We start from the raw sequence: 15,642 nt of genomic DNA on the forward strand, positions 1-15,642 counted from the left end.
CTTCGCACGCCCGTGGGAATCACGGGCCCCGCGGCCGGTCGGCGGACCGGCCGCGGGGGACGGCGCCGTCGGGCACACGCGGCCCGGACGGTCGGATGGCGGTCCGACCGGTCCGAGCGGATGGATGCGGTGCGCGGCGGGCGCGGCACTCCTTGAGTCAGAACCAACCAGGAGCAACCATGACGCCCATTGTCCCGTCTCCGGCGGCACCGGACGACGGACCCCCGCACCCACCCGGCACCGCGCCGCCCGTCCTCGTCGCCGGGGCCGGTCCGGTCGGCCTGTGCACCGCCCTGACCCTCGCCCGCTTCGGCGTCCCCACCCTTGTGCTGGAGGCCGCGGAGGAGCGCGGCGGCGACTACTTCAGGATGACCGGGTCCAAGGCCATCTGCTTCCAGCGCGACGTGCTCGACGCCTTCGACCGGCTCGGTGTCGCCGCCCCCCTCATCGCCGAGGGCGTCACCTGGACCACCGCGCGCACCTACTACCGGCACCACGAGGTGCGCACGGTCACCTTCCCCGCGATGGGCGGGGAGGTCCGGCTGCCCCCGTGGATCAACATCTCCCAGGCCCGCGTCGAACAGGAGCTGCTGCGCCGCGCCGCGGCCGACCCGCTGGTCGAGATCCGCTACCGGCACGAGGTCACCGGCCTGCGCCAGGACGCGGACGGCGTCACCGTCGAGGCCGCGACCCCCGACGGCGCCGTCGCCGCCCGAGGCACCCACCTCGTCGGTGCCGACGGCCCGCACAGCACGGTGCGCCGCCTGCTCGGGGTCGGATTCCCCGGCGAATCCTTCGCCGACCGGTTCCTCATCTGCGACATCCGCGCCGACCTGCCGTTCCCCAACGAGCGCCGGTTCTTCTTCGACCCGGAGTGGAACCCGGGCCGCCAGGTGCTGGTGCACCAGTGCCCCGACTCCACCTGGCGCATCGACTGGCAGGTGCCCGACGGCTACGACATCGACGCCGAGCGGGCCACCGGAGCCCTGGACACGCGCATCCGCAAGATCGTCGGGGAGCAGCCCTATGAGATCGTGTGGTCGTCGGTGTACCGGTTCCACGAGCGCTGCGCGGAGTCCTTCCGCCGGGACCGCGTCTTCCTCGCCGGGGACGCCGCCCACCTGTACGCCCCCTTCGGTGCCCGCGGGCTCAACAGCGGCGTGCACGACGCGGAGAACCTCGGCTGGAAGCTGGCGTGCGCCCGCCGGGTCTCCCCCGCCGCCGCCGAGCGCCTGCTCGGCAGCTACCACGACGAACGCTGGGCCGCCGCGCAGGAGAACCTGCGGGTCACCGGCGACACCATGCGGTTCCTGGTACCGCACGGTGAGGCCGACTCCCGGCGCCGCCGCGAGACCCTGGAGCGCGCCGTCACCGACCCCGCCGCGCGCGACCGGATCGACTCCGGCAAGCTCGCCGAGCCGTACTGGTACCCCGACTCGCCGCTGACCACGCCGCCCGAGGTCGCCGAGCCGATCCCCACCGAGGCCGGGCGCCCCCGGCCACCCGTTCCCGGGGTGATCTGCCCCGACGGCCCGGCCCGCGAGCCCGGCGGGGCGGGCGTCACCCGGCTGCGCCGCCTCCTGGGCCCCGGGTTCACCCTGCTGACGGCCGATGCCGGGCGCGCCCGAGCGCTGGCCGCGGCCGCCGAGGGGCTGCCGGTCGCGGTGGCGGCCCACGCCCTGGACGACATCGATGTCGACGGCGCCCTCGCCGAGGCCCTGCGCGCCGGGACCGGGACCGTCCACGTGGTCCGGCCCGACGCCCACCTGTGCGCGGTCCTCGACCTCGATGCCGCCGGGACCGCCGACACCGAGACGGTGCTCGCCGCCGTGCGCCGAGCCTGCGGCGAGGAGGCGCCCGCCCTCATCCAGCCGTGACCGGGCCCGGCGCGACAGCGGCGCCGGGCCGGGAGGACGCCCGAGGACAACCGAGAGAAAGGCACGGACGATGCCGTACTACCGCGCGGTCGGGGAGATCCCCCGCAAGCGCCACACCGTCTTCCGCAGGCCCGACGGGGGCATCTACGCCGAGGAGCTGATGGGGGAGGAGGGCTTCTCCTCCGACTCCTCGCTGCTCTACCACCGGTTCCTGCCCACCGCCATCGTCAAGACCGAGCCCGTGGACGTCCCGCCGGACCTGGTCGGCACCACCCCGAACATGCCGCTGGCGCCCCGGCACTTCAGGACCCAGGAGCTCACGACCAACGGCGACATGGTCGAGGGGCGCCGGCTGCTCGCCGGGAACGGCGACGTGCGCATCGGCTTCGCCCGCACCGATGTGCCCAGCGGCCTCTACCGCAACTCCGTGGGCGACGAGACCGTCTACATCCAGTCCGGGTCGGTCCGCTTCGAGTCCACCTACGGCGTGATCGAGGCGGGGGAGGGCGACTATGTCACCATCCCTACCGGGACGATCCACCGCTGGGTCCCGCACGGCACCGTCACGGCCCTGACGATCGAGGCCTCCGGGCACATCCGCCCGCCCAAGCGCTACCTGTCGTCCTACGGGCAGTACCTGGAGCACGCGCCCTACTGCGAGCGCGACCTGCGCGGCCCGTCGGGGCCGCTGGTGGTCGAGGGGGAGGAGGCCGAGACCGCCACCCCGGTGCTGGTACGCACGCGTGGCGGGCTGACCCGGATGACCTTCGCCCACCACCCGTTCGACGTCGTGGGCTGGGACGGCTACCTGTACCCCTACGCCTTCAACATCCACGACTTCGAACCGATCGTGAAGAAGACGCACGCGCCACCGCCCGTGCACCAGACCTTCGAGGGCCCCAACTTCGTGGTGTGCTCGTTCTGCCCGCGCCCGTTGGACTACCACCCCGAGGCCGTGCCCATCCCCTACAACCACCACAACGTGGACAGCGACGAGTTCATGTACTACGTCGCCGGGGACTACGCGGCCCGCGCGGGGTCGGGCATCGACATCGGGTCCATCTCGCTGCACCCCGCCGGGTTCACCCACGGGCCGCAGCCGGGCGCGGTCGAGGCGTCCCTCGGTGCGCGGGAGACCACCGAGATGGCGGTCATGATCGACACCTTCCGCCCCCTGGACATCGGCCCGGCCGGGCGGGAGTCGGAGGACCCGAACTACGCGTGGACCTGGGCGCGGTGATGACGGGCCGAACGGGGACGGCGGAGACGCCCGCGCAGACGCTGCTGCGCGGGCTGGTCGACGACGCGGGACTGTTCCCGCCCACGGCGCTGTCGATGCCGCAGGCCGTCGAGCGGCACCGGTCCGACCGGATCGTCGCCCACCCCATGCTCACCCACCGCTTCCTGTGCCCGGCGGGCCGCTGGGACGAGCTGTGCCGGCGGCTCTCCGACGTCGGCTGGCCCGAGGGCGACCCGGAGACGGACGACCGGGCGGCGGGCGGCGGGGGGCCGGGGCCGGGCGAACGCCTCGACGTGGGGCTCATCCTGCCGCCGGAAGCAGGGGCCACCGGCATGCTGCCGGAACCCGACCCGCGGATCCGGGTCACCCACTGCGAGATCCCGGCCGACGCGGCCGACATCCGCAAGGCCGCCCACCTGCTGCGGAGCGTGGAGATCGGCGCGCAGGCGCGCACGGTCTACTTCGAGCCGCGGCGCGGTCCGGGGTGGTTGGGGGCGGTGGAGGTGCTGGCCGGGGCGCGGCCGCTGGGCGTCAAGGTCCGCTGCGGCGGGGTGCGCTCCGACCTGTTCCCCAGCATTCCGGAGCTGGAGGCGTTCATCACCGCGTGCCGCGACCACGACGTGCCGTTCAAGGCGACGGCCGGGCTGCACCACGCGGCCCGGCACACCGACCCGAAGACGAGGTTCACCCACCACGGGTACCTCAACCTGCTGCTGGCCACCGCGGTGGCGGCCGACGGCGGCGGCAGCGCGGAGGTGCGCTCCGCCCTCGCCGAGACCGATGAACGGCGGCTGGCCCGCGAGATCCGCGCCCTGGATCCGGCGGTGGCCGAGCGCGCCCGGGAGCTGTTCACCGCCTACGGGTCGTGCAGCACCGGCGACCCGGTGCGGGACGCCGGGCGGCTGGGCCTGCTGGGGTCCTGGGAGATATGAGCCGGCGGCACAGGCACCGCGCCGCAGCGACCCGAAAAGGAGAAAAGTGACGACAACGTGGGTACCCGGGGCCGACGCGTCCGGGTTCGGAGCCGACAACCTGCCCTACGGCGTGTTCTCCCGAGGCGGAGCCGAGCCGAGGGTGGGTGTGCGGGTGGGCGACTACGTCCTCGACCTGGCCGGGGCCCTGGGCGATCCGGAGTTCTTCGCCGCCTCGCTCAACCCGTTCATGGCGCGCGGGTCGACGACGTGGCGGTCGGTGCGGGCCAAGCTCACCGGGATGCTGACCTCGGAGGAGGGGCGGCCGGCGGCCGAGCCGCACCTGGTGCCCCTCGCCGAGGCCGAGCTGCGCATGCCCTTCGAGGTCGCCGACTACGTCGACTTCTACTGCTCGCTGGAGCACGCCTCCAACGTCGGCCGGATCTTCCGGCCCGACGAGGCGCCGCTCAAGCCCAACTGGAAGCACCTTCCGGTCGGGTACCACGGCAGGTCCGGGACGGTGGTGAAGTCGGGGACCGACATCGTGCGGCCCACCGGGCAGCTCAAGCCCAGGGGCGCCGAGGAGCCGCTGTTCGGGCCGAGCGCGCGCCTGGACATCGAGGCCGAGCTGGGCTTCGTCGTGGGGACGCCGACCCCGCTGGGGCGCAGCGTGCCGGTCGGCGACTTCGCCGAGCACGTGTTCGGCGCGGTGCTGGTCAACGACTGGAGTGCCCGCGACATCCAGGCCTGGGAGTACGTCCCCCTGGGCCCGTTCCTCGGCAAGTCGTTCGCCACGTCGGTGGCCCCCTGGGTGGTGCCGCTGGAAGCCCTGGGGGCGGCCCGCTTCGCCGGGCGTGCCCAGGACCCCGAGCCGCTGCCCTACCTCAAGCGGGTCGCGGACTGGGGGCTCGACCTCGCTTTCGAGGTGGAGCTGAACGGCGAGGTCGTCTCGCGGCCGCCCTACGCGGCGATGTACTGGACGCCGGACCAGATGCTGGCCCACCTGACCTGCAACGGCGCCTCACTGCGCACCGGCGACCTGTACGCGTCGGGCACGGTCTCCGGTGCGGAGCGCGGCCAGCGGGGCTCCCTGCTGGAGCTCAGCTGGGGCGGCGGTGAACCGCTGGCCTTCGCGGACGGGTCCACCCGCACCTTCCTGGAGGACGGGGACACGGTCCGGATCTCGGCGACCGCCCCCGGCATGGGCGGCGGCTCCATCTCGCTGGGCGAGGTCACCGGAACGGTGCGGTCGGCCGGACGGTAGCGGAGAAGCGAAGAGGCAGAGGGGGACCGCTGAGGCGGTCCCCCTGTGTACCGCTGGGCACCAATGGTCATTCCTCTTCGCCGACGGTGATCTGGTTGCCGAGGCTGATCGACATGCCCGGCAGGGTCCACGGCATGGTGCTGATCGCGGCCAGTCCGCGCTTCTTCTTTTTCTTCACCTTCGTCTGCGTCTGCGGCGCGTGGTCGGCGTCGTCCATGAAGAAGTGGTCGCTGTCGAAATCGCCGTGGTCGACGATGAAGTCGGCGTCGTCCGTCTCCACGATGAGGGTGCCCTCAAGGGCCCAGTCGAGCGTCTCCCAGATCGCGTCGATAAGGCTGTCGAGGCGGTCACCGTCGGAGTCGGAGTCGGAGCGCCGCTCCTGGAACTGCTCGGCGCAGGCGGCGACGGCCGCGGTGCGGGCCGACTCGGTCGCCCCCTTCCAGGCGTCGGCGAAGGCCGCCCGGTCGGCGGTGCCGCGCTCGTCCTGGTCGGGGCCGAGGAACTCGTCGACCAGGCAGGTCAGCACCTTGTCCGCGGTGAGGCCGGGCGGCAGCGGCGGAATGGTGTCCGGAGCGTCGGGGAGCGGCATCCCCGGCTTGGACTCGGTGGCCTGACCCTGACCACCGGGCTGCTCAGCCGCGGGACCCTGCGACGGCTTGGGCAGCTTCGGTGCTTTGGGCGTCGTGGGCGATCCGGAGGCCTCGGGGAGCTCCGGAGCGCCGGACGCCTGGCCGGCCGGCTCCTGGGGTTGACCGGACGCGGAGGACTCGGGCGACTGTTCGGCCGCGCCGCCGAGGCCCGGCGGCGCGGCACCCTGTTCGCCGGAGGGTGCCTCCAGCGTGGGTCTGCTGCCGGACAGCTTCTGCTTCTTCACGGCGGAACCGAGCTTCATCAGCTCCGCGCGGTCCCACTTCGACGGCCGCAGGTAGGTGATGACGCCGACGCCGGGCTCCTCGATCCAGAAAAGGTCGCCCGTTTTCGCCGACAGGTAGGCCTCCCGGCCGTTATTGTCGACTTTCTCCAGCACGTCGTCGCGGAGGTGCCCGTACTCGTCCTTCCTCAGGTCGTCGAGCGTCTTCAGGGATCCCTTGCGGACGACACCGACCTTGCCGTAGAGGGCGTCGACCCCGCGGGTCCAGGCGATGAACGACGAGCGCTCACCCTTCTTCCTGATGGAGGACTTCGCGTGGATCCCGTGCCGCTCCAACCCCGGCGGCAGGTAGGTGATCTCGAATCCGTCGAGCGCGTAGTGCGACGCCTTCTGCTCGATCACCGGCCACGCGAGTCCGGCCGGGTCCTCCTCGGTGGCCGCCACGCCGCCGCCGAGGGCGCCGAAACCGGCCAGGGAGATGCTGGTGGCGCCTGCGAGCGCGATCCACCTCTTGTGGTGCTTGCGCATACTTCGACCTCTCGTTTGACTACGGAGTGTTGCAACTATGGGACACTGAGTGTGTGCAATTGTCGCCACAACCAAAAATCGCACACGACGTGTCCAATTGCTCACAATGAGTGGTACGTGTCGCGAGTTCACCCGCTGGATGCCGATACACCCTGGCGTGTTCCCGGCGGTGGCACCGCGGGCTCGCCTTGCCGACACCCATCGGTAACCACGCGTGAACATGCTGGAGCGGACAGTGAACCGGTACTTGCGGAGGGAATGGCATGATCCGACGGCTCGGAATCGTCAGCGTCGCCACGATGCTGGCGCTGGCCACCGGTGGCGGCAGCGCGGTCGCAGCCGCCGTGCCCGAGACCCTGGAGCGGCAGAGAGCACATCGCCCCGTCCTCGACGTCGCCCACCGGGGCGCATCCGGCTACGCGCCGGAGAACACCCTCGCCGCGATCGACAAGGCCGCCTCGCTCGGCGCCACCACCGTGGAGCTCGACATCCAGCGGACCAAGGACCACAAGCTCGTGGTCATCCACGACACCACCCTGCGGCGGACCACCGACGTGGCCAAGGTCTTCCCGGACCGCGCCCCCTATAACGTCGGCGACTTCACGCTGCGTGAGATCAAGCGGCTCGACGCCGGCTCCTGGTTCGACCGCTCCTTCGCCGGGGAGAAGGTGCCCACGCTGCAGGAGGCGCTCGACCGGCTCCGCCGCCACCGGGTCAACTTCCTGCTGGAGATCAAGGCCCCCGTGCTCTACCCGGGGATCGAGGACCAGATCGCGCAGACCATCAAGAGCAACCCGTACTGGCTGGTGCCCGACGGGCGCGGCGGGTACGAGAAGCTGGTCATCCAGAGCTTCGACCGGGACAGCGCCCGGCGCTCCAAGGAGCGGCTGCGTTCGATCCCGCACGGCATCCTCGGCCGGGTCGCCGAGAACGACCTCGCCCGCTACAGCTCCTGGGCCGACCAGATCAACCCCAACCACACCACCATCGACGCCGCCTACGTGCGCAGGGTGCACGCCGCCGGCATGGAGGTGCACACCTACACCATCAACGAGCCCGGCGACATGCGCCGGGCGATCGCCATGGGCGTCGACGGGATCATCTCCGACTACCCCGACAGGCTGCGCCAGGTCATCCGGGAGCAGCGGTCCGACCGGGGGCCGCAGGAGGAGCCCCGGGAGCGCACGCCTCTGCTGCCCTGACACCGGCGCCCCACCTCCCCGCGGCCCCACCACCCCCGCCGCTCCGTCCGCGGCGGGGCGGCGGTTCGGCGGCCCCCGAGCGGCACCGGGGGCCGCCGCCTGCTGGAATGGGGGCGGCAGCACAGGCACGACGACGGAGTGGGCCGTGGAACGCGTTCGGTTGGACATCCCCGAGGAACGGATCGACTGGCGGGCGAAGGGCTTCTGGTGGCCCGGCCCCGCCGTCACCACCGAGGAGTTCGCGGCCCGGCGGCCGCACCTGTTCGACGGGTCCTTCACCTGGCCCGTGATGGTGGCGCGGCGCACCGCGCTGGACGGCAACATCGCGGCGCTGGCCGACTTCGCCCGCGCCCACGGCCTGGCCTTCGCCCCGCACGGCAAGACCACCATGGCGCCCCGGCTGTTCCAGGCCCAGTTCGACGCCGGTGCCTGGGGGCTCACCGCCGCCACCGCCCACCAGGTGCTCGCCTACCGGCGCTTCGGCGTGCCGCGGGTGCTGCTCGCCAACGAACTCCTCGACCCCACCGCGCTGCGGTGGATCGTCGGCGAGCTGGACCGCGACCCCGGCTTCGACTTCCTCTGCTACGTCGACGGCGCCGAGGACGGCCCCGGCCTGCGCCGCGCCGCCGCGGCCGCCGCCGACCGCCCCGAAGGGCGTCCGCTGCGGGTGCTCGTGGAGCGCGGCTTTCCCGGGGGCCGCACCGGCTGCCGCGACCGCGGCGCCCTGCTGTCGGCCGCCGCGGCCGTCGCGGCCGCACCCGGCCTGGAACTGGCCGGGGTCGCCGCCTACGAGGGCGGGCTGGACACCCGCGACGCCGTCGGCGACCTGGTGCGCGCGCTGGTCGCCGACGCACTGGCGATGCGGGACCGGGGACTGACCGCGGACCGGCCCGTGGTGTCGGTGGGCGGCAGCGCCTGGTTCGACGTGGTCGCCGAGGAACTGGGCGGGCGCGGTGACGTGTGGCCGGTCCTGCGCAGCGGCGCCTACGTCGCCCACGACGACGGCCTCTACCGCGACACGACCCCCTTCCGCCGCACCGCCCCGGCCGACGGGCCGCTGAGCGCCGCACTGGAGATCTGGGCGCAGGTGTCCTCGGTGCCCGAGGAGGGACTGGCCATCGCGACGGTCGGCAAACGCGAGGCCAACTTCGACGCCGGGTTCCCGGCCCCCCGGCTGCTGCGCCGCGCCGACGGGCGGATCGAGGACGCGTCGGCGATCGAGGTCACCGGGCTCAACGACCACCACGCCCACCTCAGGCTGCCCGCCGACCTCCGGCCCGAGCCGGGCGACCTGGTGATGTTCGGGATCTCCCACCCCTGCACCGCGTTCGACCGCTGGCGCTTCATCCCGGTGGTCGACGACACCCACACCGTCGTCGACGTCCTGACCACCTACTTCTAGCCACGCCCCCGTTTCCCCTCCCTCCCTCGTCGATCTCCGAGATCGACGAGGGAGGGAGGGGTCAGTGGGTGTGCGCCCAGCCGGGGACGCCGGGGCGCTGCTGCCAGGGGCGGGGTCCCTGTAGGGGGCGGTACTCCACTCCGGCGGCGTCCAGGCGGGCGAGGTGGGTGCGCAGGCGGGGGAGGAACCCGGCGTAGTCGCGGTCCGGTGCGGACCACACCACCTCGGCGAAGGCCGCGAGCCGGGGAAAGGCCATGAAGTCGACCGTGCGCGGCGAGTCCATGTTCTCGGTCCAGACGTTGGCCTGCGCGCCCAGCACCCGCCCGGCGTCGGGCGTGGCGGCCAGTTCCGACGGGACCGGCTCGGCGGTGTACACGTCGGCCAGCGTCAGCACGGTACCCACGGGGATCGGCTCGGTCGGCGCGTCGGACTGGCGGTAGTCCAGGTAGGACGTCCGCGTCGGGCACATCACGACATCGTGCCCGGCACGCGCCGCCGCGATGCCGCCCTCGGTGCCCCGCCACGACGCCACCGTGGCCCCCGGCGCCAGGCCGCCCTCCAGGATCTCGTCCCAGCCGAGCAGACGGCGGCCGCGCTCGGTGAGATAGGCGTCGAACCGCCGGATGAACCAGCTCTGCAGCTCCTCCTCGTCGGCCAGGCCCTCCTCGGCGATGCGCCGCTGGGCGCTCGCGCTCGCTTTCCACGGCCCCTTGGGGCACTCGTCTCCGCCGACGCAGATGTAGCGGCTCGGGAAGAGGTCGAGGACCTCGTCGAAGACGTGGCGGTAGAAGTCCAGGGTGGCGTCGGTGACGTTGAGGACGCCCTCGGTGACCCCCCACTCCCGGCCCACCTCGACCGGTTCGCCCTCGCCCAGCTCGGGGTAGGCGGCGATGGCGGCCTGGGAGTGGCCGGGGATGTCGATCTCGGGGACCACGGTGATGTGCCGGTCGGCGGCGTAGGCCACGATCTCCCGGATGTCGTCCTGGGTGTAGAAGCCGCCGTGGGGGCGGCCGTCGAAGACGGTCGGGCGGCCGAACCCGACCTGCGTCTCCCGGCGCCACGCGCCGACCTCGGTCAGCCGCGGATAGCGCCGGATCTCGATGCGCCAGCCCTGGTCGTCGGTGAGGTGCAGGTGCAGCACGTTGAGCTTGTGCATCGCCAGCAGGTCGATGAAGCGCAGCACGTCGTGCTTGGGCAGGAAGTGCCGGGCGACGTCGAGCATGCAGCCGCGCCAGCCGAACCGCGGCCCGTCGGTGACGTGCGCGGTCGGCAGGACCCAGGAACCGGCGCCCGCGGTGGCGGCGCGGCGGTAGGCGGCCGGGGGCAGCAGCTGGCGCAGGGTCTGGGCGCCGTAGAACACCCCGGCGGGGTCGTGCCCGACGATCCGGGCGCCCGCCTCGTCGATGTCCAGCCGGTATCCCTCGGGGTCGAGCCCGGCCCCGGGGTCCACACGCAGGCCGATCTCCGCATCGCCGGGGTCTCCGGGGGGCAGCGGCAGCCCGGTCGCCGCGCCGAGCTCGGCGCGCAGCCAGGTTTCCGTGCCGCGGGAGGCGGCGTCGGAGCCGATACGGGTGGCCGTGGTGAGCTCCGGTCCGGGGCGGGGGTCGGCGGTGAGGTCGGTGGGCCGGGGCACGAGCGCGAGATCGGGCACGGGGGAGTCCCTTCCGCTGGGAACCATGGGCGGAGCCATGCTGCCACGCGGCACGGGAAAAGGACACGGGATTTCGGCCGGCGGTGGCGGCGGCCGGGCTCAGCGGATCGGGACGCCGATGCGGCCCTCGTCCGGCGCCGCCCCGCGGGACGCCAGCCACTCGCCCGAAAGTAGCAGGGCGATCGTGTAGAGGTTCCATACCTGGCCGGGCCGAGGCGTGGGGTCCTGGGTCAGGATCCGCTCCGTCGCCGCCCGATCGACCAGCCGGAACAGCTCCGGGGTGTCGAGGATGCGCTCGCGCATCGGCGCAACGTAGTCGGGGCCCGGCCGCCGCCGCCAGTCGAAGCCGCCGACCGTCGAGGCGGCGCGCAGCACCGGGCGCCGCCGCCGGGCACGGCGGTGCAGCGGGTTGAGCACGCGCCGGTGGTCGAACCGCCACGGGTGGTCGGCGACGGGCATGCGGGCCAGGGGCGGGGCCAACCGCTCCAGCAGGCGCAGGACGAGCTCTTCGGACCAGCGCCAGCGGGGGGAGAGGCGGTGCACCGCACCGAGCACCCGGTGGTCCAGGAACGGGTGGTAGTAGCGGTAGCCGCAGAGGGTCGCGGTGCGCGACCCGGTCAGCCAGCGGCCGGTGCGGTACCGGAGGTAGAGGTGGTCCAGGGCGAGCGCGGGGTCGTCGGCGTAGGCCGTGCGGAAGGATTCGAACAGCGCCTCTCCGTCGGCCTCGGCCTCGGGCGTCATCATCGGGGACTGCGCCAGCGTGATGGTGCGCAGCCGGTCGATGAGCGCGGGATGGGAGAGGTCGGCCTGGTCCTTGAGCCAGCCGCCGCGCAGCGCCTCACCGCCGGAGCCCGACAGCCGGGCCTCCGGGACGAAGGCGTGCGGGGCGATGACGTCCTCGAAGGCCGAGTTCATCCCCTCGGTCATCCGCAGCAGCCGCAGCGTGCGCGGGCGCGGATGCTCGGCCAGGACGAACGCCGGATCGGCCGCCTGCTCCGGCGGGATCCGGGGCCGCAGCACCCGATGGTCGCCGACCCCCAGGGCGGCGCAGATCCGCCTGGCCAGCACCACGTCGGGGTGGTCGTCGACGCCGCGGGTGGTGGCCCGGAAGCCGATGCCGGCGGCGTGCAGTGCGGCGGCGATCACCCGGCTGTCCCGGCCGCCGGTGAGCGACAGCGACACGCCCTCGGGGTGTCGGCGTACCGGTTCCACCGCGGCGACCAGGGCATCGGCCAGCTCGTCGACGGTCCGCGCGCGCCGCCTGCGGCCGGGGCGCGCGGGTTCGGGGGTCGGCAGGTCGCGGCTGATCACCTGGGCCTTGCCGTCGCGGACCTCCAGCGCGGCCCGTTCACCGAGTGCGCGAATCCCGGCGAAGGGGGTGTCGTCGGTGATGTAGAAGCCGTGGCGGACGAGGGCCTGCATCGGCGGAACGTCGTAGACGGGCGCGGGCGGGAGGGGGGCTCCCTCGCCGTTCTCGGCGGCGCGCAGGACCAGGTGGGCGAGCAGGGCACGGTTGGCCGCCACGTGCAGGCCGCCGCCCTCACCGTGGTAGACGGGGTCGGTCCTGCTGATGGACGTGACCGCGTCGAACCCGTGCGGGAGGGCGCGGAAGACGCCGAAGGCGCCGCCGGTGCGGTCCAGGAGCGGGCCGATTCCGGTGGTCGTGCGCAGCGCTTCGAGGTCGCCGGGGTCGGCCAGGTATCCGGTGTGGCCCAGCACTCCGCCGGTCCCGCCGGGGGTGGCGGCGCGGGCCGCGCCGGCGAGGTCGGTCAGCGGTTCCGGGAGGTCGGGGTGCTCGGGCTCGTTGGTCCAGCAGAGCAGCGCGGCGGTGCCGTCGGGCGAGGTCCAGGCGCGGTGGCGCAGGCTCGCCTCGGGTACGGGGAGGGCGAGGTCGGCCAGGATGCGGGCCGCGGCCGTCACGTGCCGGGGGATCGGTGCCCGTTCGCGGGGGGCCGCCGCGGCGAGCGCGAGGTAGAAGCGCATGGTGCGTGCCTCCGTTCGTCGGCGAAGGTGCGTGGTACCTCACCAGATGTCCGGATCGGTGTGTGTACACCAGCACACACCACGAAGCGGAGCGCGGTCGCCGCGACACGGCGGCACGGGCGAGATCATCACCGGACGTCGCCGAGTGTTCACCGGGGTGTCACGAAGAACGGCCACTATCGGCCAACCGGTGGGGCGCCGTCCTGTCCCAGGGGCGGCTTCACGTCGTCGAGGTGGATCCAGGTCTCGGTCACCTGCACGCCGGGCAGGGCCCGCAGGCGCTCGTAGACGGTGTGCAGGGTGGACACGGACTCGGCCGCCACCGTGCCCATCAGGTCGGAGTGGCCCAGGCAGCGGGTGAGGAAGCGGGTGTGCTCCCAGGAGGACAGCTCCTTGACCGCCTCGCCGCCGTCGGAGGCCAGGCGTAGCGCGAACCCGCCCTGCCGGACCAGGCCGATCGCGGCGGGGTCGAGGAGGGCCGTCACGCGCAGCACGCGCTCGCGCAGCATCCGCATCACCCGGCCCCGCACCGCGCCGGGGGACAGGCCCACGTGTCCCGCGAGCTCGGCGAACGACAGCCGGCCGTTGCGTTCCAGCAGGCCGATCAGCGACCGGTCGACCTCGTCGGGCTCGGCGCCGGGGGGCTGGGCGGCGGCGAGGACGGGGTCCTTGACCACGTGGGTGTAGACCGTGGTGTCGATCTCGCGGACGCCGGGCAGCGAGCGGATCCGGTCGATGACGCCGCTGAGTCGGGGCAGGTCGCCGCCTTGGGCCTCGACGGAGAGCGGGAAGCGGCCGGAGGTCAGCCGAACCGCGCGTACCTCGGGCAGCCGGGCCACCGCCTCGGCGACCGGGGTGGCGCCGCCGCCGACGCGGATCGCCAGGTGGGCGAGGGTGCCGATGTCGCGCACGGTCGGATGGGCGACGCCGACGATGCGCAGGCTCCCGGAGTCGAGGAGGCGGCGTACCCGCAGCCGGGCGGCCGCGCGGGACAGCCCGATGCGTCCCGCCAGGGTCTCGAAGGGCAGCCGCCCGTCGACCCGCAGTTCACGCACGATCGCCGCATCGATGGCGTCGAGCTCCATCGTCACCTACCTCGTTCGGGGGGATTTCGGCTCATTCTGCCCAATATCGTTTTCGTCCTCTTCTGTGTCGCTGCGCCGTGGACTTGACAATCGGCGCAGCACTGCTCCGACGTATCCGCTGCCTCATACCCGCGGAGGATTCCCCGATCAGAGCCCTCGGCACCGTCGGCGGCCGCACCCCGCACTCCGGATTCCCGGTTCATCCACTGTGACGTGGGGGTTTGATGGGGTATGCCGCACCTGTGGCGAGTGAGCGGTGATCGATTCGGGTCGCGCGAAACGCACTCGAAGGTCGGTCTGCGGCACCGACTTTTGACCAAAGGTTTCCGCGAAGTCCTCGGTCTTCCGGCGGACGCGAAGTGAGGGGCGCGTTATCTACGGTGGGAGTGGTAGCCCGGGGGCCGCCCCCGGGTACGGAGGAGGGCGGACAGCGGACGCCGCGTCTCGGAGGTGACGGCCACCGGCGGGGGTGGGGTCGGCACCACCGCCATCCGGGTGGTGACCATATCGCCCGGGTGAGTGGCCTGTCCGTATCGTCCACAACACGGCATGCAGGCGTCGCCTCGGGCGCCCGGACGACCTGAAGGGGGGATGCGTCGTGCCGGATCACCGAAGACCGGTCCGCCGACCCCAGGGGACGTGGTCGCCGTGATCTACCTGTCCGTCGCCGTCGCGATCGCCGGAGCCTTCTGCCTGGCACTCGGGTCCGCCCTGCAGGAGCGCGACGCCGTCCGAGCCCCCGGCCGCGGCGTCGCCCGGGTGGGCTTCCTGGTCCACCTGGCCCAGCGGCCGCGCTGGCTGATCGGCACGGTGGCGGCGGGAGCGGGAGCGACCCTGCACCTGATCGCGCTGAGCGGCGCCCCGCTGACGATCATCCAGCCGATCGGCGTGACCGGCCTCCTCTTCGCGATCGTCCTGTCCGCGGCGTTCAACCGGCTGCGGGTGCGCCGCAGCCAGATCGCGGCCGGCGTGGCCGTCATGGTCGGACTGGTCGGCGTGCTGTGGGTGTTCCCGCACGGGCAGGACGCCCCGGTCATGACCTCCACCACCGCCCTGGTCCTGGCCGGCACCGTGATGGGCGTCGGCCTCCTCATCTACCTCTGCGCGCACTGGGTTCCGCCCGGGCTGCGCGCGCTCCTTCTCGCCGGGGCGGGCGGCACCGCGCTGGGCACCACGTCGGGGCTGGCCCGGGTGGTCGCCTCGCAGACCGTCGCCGACGTCACCGCCGTCTTCAGCCTGCTGACCCTCCTCGCCGTCGCGCTCGCGCTGTTCGGCGGGCTGCTGATGCAGAACGCCTACCGCACCGGCCACTTCGCCGCCGCCTACGCGATGCTCCTCATCGCCGACCCGATCACCGGGGTCGGCATCGGCGCGGTACTGCTCGGCGAAGGGCTGCCGGGCACGCCGGCCGCCCAGGTCCTCGCCGTGGTCTTCGCGGCCGTGGCGATCGTCGGGACGGCCGTGCTGGCCCGGGCCAAGACCCGCAACCCCGAAGCCGTCCGGCGGTTCGGCACCGTCCGCCCCGCGACGCCGTCGACACCATCAGTCCAGGAGAACCCGCATGACGACACAGCCCAGCGACCGTCCCTTCCCCCACGCGAGCCCAGCGGGCCGGGACGGTGACCCAC

The 15,642-nt window shown here is 73.3% G+C and carries 11 protein-coding genes; 7 read left to right on the plus strand and 4 right to left on the minus strand.

Annotation, left to right across the window (positions count from 1 at the left end; all coding sequences use genetic code 11):
* Positions 1-179: 179 nt before the first annotated feature.
* The 4 genes from HNR23_RS03775 (at position 180) to fahA (ending at position 5,292) form a co-directional block, all read left to right on the plus strand.
* Positions 180-1,877 (plus strand): FAD-dependent monooxygenase, encoded by a 1,698-nt coding sequence (locus HNR23_RS03775; protein WP_184073492.1) that lies wholly within the window; start codon positions 180-182, stop codon positions 1,875-1,877.
* A gap of 70 nt (positions 1,878-1,947) precedes the next feature.
* The gene (locus HNR23_RS03780) at positions 1,948-3,117 is read left to right on the plus strand and encodes a homogentisate 1,2-dioxygenase (protein WP_184073494.1); all 1,170 of its coding nucleotides are present in this window, start codon (positions 1,948-1,950) and stop codon (positions 3,115-3,117) included.
* Positions 3,117-4,049, plus strand: coding sequence for a hypothetical protein (locus HNR23_RS03785; RefSeq protein WP_184073496.1), 933 nt, complete (start codon positions 3,117-3,119; stop codon positions 4,047-4,049). The genes HNR23_RS03780 and HNR23_RS03785 overlap by 1 nt, the downstream gene beginning before the upstream one ends.
* Positions 4,050-4,095: 46 nt before the next feature.
* Positions 4,096-5,292: a fumarylacetoacetase gene (gene fahA, locus HNR23_RS03790; protein ID WP_184073498.1), complete on the plus strand. Its 1,197-nt coding sequence runs from the start codon at positions 4,096-4,098 to the stop codon at positions 5,290-5,292.
* A 67-nt stretch (positions 5,293-5,359) separates the two neighbouring features.
* On the opposite strand, the gene HNR23_RS03795 is transcribed toward fahA, so the two are convergent.
* A complete protein-coding gene (locus HNR23_RS03795) occupies positions 5,360-6,691 on the minus strand; it encodes a hypothetical protein (protein ID WP_184073501.1) in 1,332 nt (443 codons plus the stop codon).
* Positions 6,692-6,954: 263 nt separating this feature from the next.
* On the opposite strand from HNR23_RS03795, the gene HNR23_RS03800 reads away from it, so the two are divergent.
* Positions 6,955-7,893 (plus strand): glycerophosphodiester phosphodiesterase, encoded by a 939-nt coding sequence (locus HNR23_RS03800; protein ID WP_184073503.1) that lies wholly within the window; start codon positions 6,955-6,957, stop codon positions 7,891-7,893.
* 145 nt (positions 7,894-8,038) lie between these two features.
* The gene (locus tag HNR23_RS03805) at positions 8,039-9,295 is read left to right on the plus strand and encodes a type III PLP-dependent enzyme domain-containing protein (protein ID WP_184073505.1); all 1,257 of its coding nucleotides are present in this window, start codon (positions 8,039-8,041) and stop codon (positions 9,293-9,295) included.
* Positions 9,296-9,356: 61 nt separating this feature from the next.
* On the opposite strand, the gene HNR23_RS03810 is transcribed toward HNR23_RS03805, so the two are convergent.
* The 3 genes from HNR23_RS03810 to HNR23_RS03820 form a co-directional block, all read right to left on the minus strand.
* Positions 9,357-10,946, minus strand: coding sequence for a beta-N-acetylhexosaminidase (locus tag HNR23_RS03810; RefSeq protein ID WP_394353740.1), 1,590 nt, complete (start codon positions 10,944-10,946; stop codon positions 9,357-9,359).
* Between the two features lie 99 nt (positions 10,947-11,045).
* Positions 11,046-12,929, minus strand: a complete 1,884-nt coding sequence (locus tag HNR23_RS03815) for an asparagine synthetase B family protein (protein WP_184073509.1) — start codon at positions 12,927-12,929, stop codon at positions 11,046-11,048.
* Positions 12,930-13,105: 176 nt separating this feature from the next.
* Positions 13,106-14,014, minus strand: coding sequence for an Lrp/AsnC family transcriptional regulator (locus HNR23_RS03820; RefSeq protein ID WP_184073511.1), 909 nt, complete (start codon positions 14,012-14,014; stop codon positions 13,106-13,108).
* 639 nt (positions 14,015-14,653) lie between these two features.
* Between HNR23_RS03820 and HNR23_RS03825 the strand changes: the two genes are divergently transcribed.
* Positions 14,654-15,637, plus strand: a complete 984-nt coding sequence (locus HNR23_RS03825; protein WP_394353741.1) for a DMT family transporter — start codon at positions 14,654-14,656, stop codon at positions 15,635-15,637.
* Positions 15,638-15,642 lie beyond the last annotated feature (5 nt).

Origin of the sequence: Nocardiopsis mwathae (genome assembly GCF_014201195.1) — a bacterium.
In the GTDB taxonomy this organism is placed as follows: Bacteria; Actinomycetota; Actinomycetes; order Streptosporangiales; family Streptosporangiaceae; genus Nocardiopsis_C; species Nocardiopsis_C mwathae.

What these genes read in the sequence shown, in the direction of transcription:
- HNR23_RS03775 (WP_184073492.1), top strand. Translation starts at nt 180, where the DNA reads ATGACGCCCATTGTCCCGTCTCCGGCGGCACCGGACGACGGACCCCCG.
- HNR23_RS03780 (WP_184073494.1), top strand. Translation starts at nt 1,948, where the DNA reads ATGCCGTACTACCGCGCGGTCGGGGAGATCCCCCGCAAGCGCCACACC.
- HNR23_RS03785 (WP_184073496.1), top strand. Translation starts at nt 3,117, where the DNA reads ATGACGGGCCGAACGGGGACGGCGGAGACGCCCGCGCAGACGCTGCTG.
- HNR23_RS03795 (WP_184073501.1), bottom strand. Translation starts at nt 6,691, where the DNA reads ATGCGCAAGCACCACAAGAGGTGGATCGCGCTCGCAGGCGCCACCAGC.
- HNR23_RS03800 (WP_184073503.1), top strand. Translation starts at nt 6,955, where the DNA reads ATGATCCGACGGCTCGGAATCGTCAGCGTCGCCACGATGCTGGCGCTG.
- HNR23_RS03815 (WP_184073509.1), bottom strand. Translation starts at nt 12,929, where the DNA reads ATGCGCTTCTACCTCGCGCTCGCCGCGGCGGCCCCCCGCGAACGGGCA.
- HNR23_RS03820 (WP_184073511.1), bottom strand. Translation starts at nt 14,014, where the DNA reads ATGGAGCTCGACGCCATCGATGCGGCGATCGTGCGTGAACTGCGGGTC.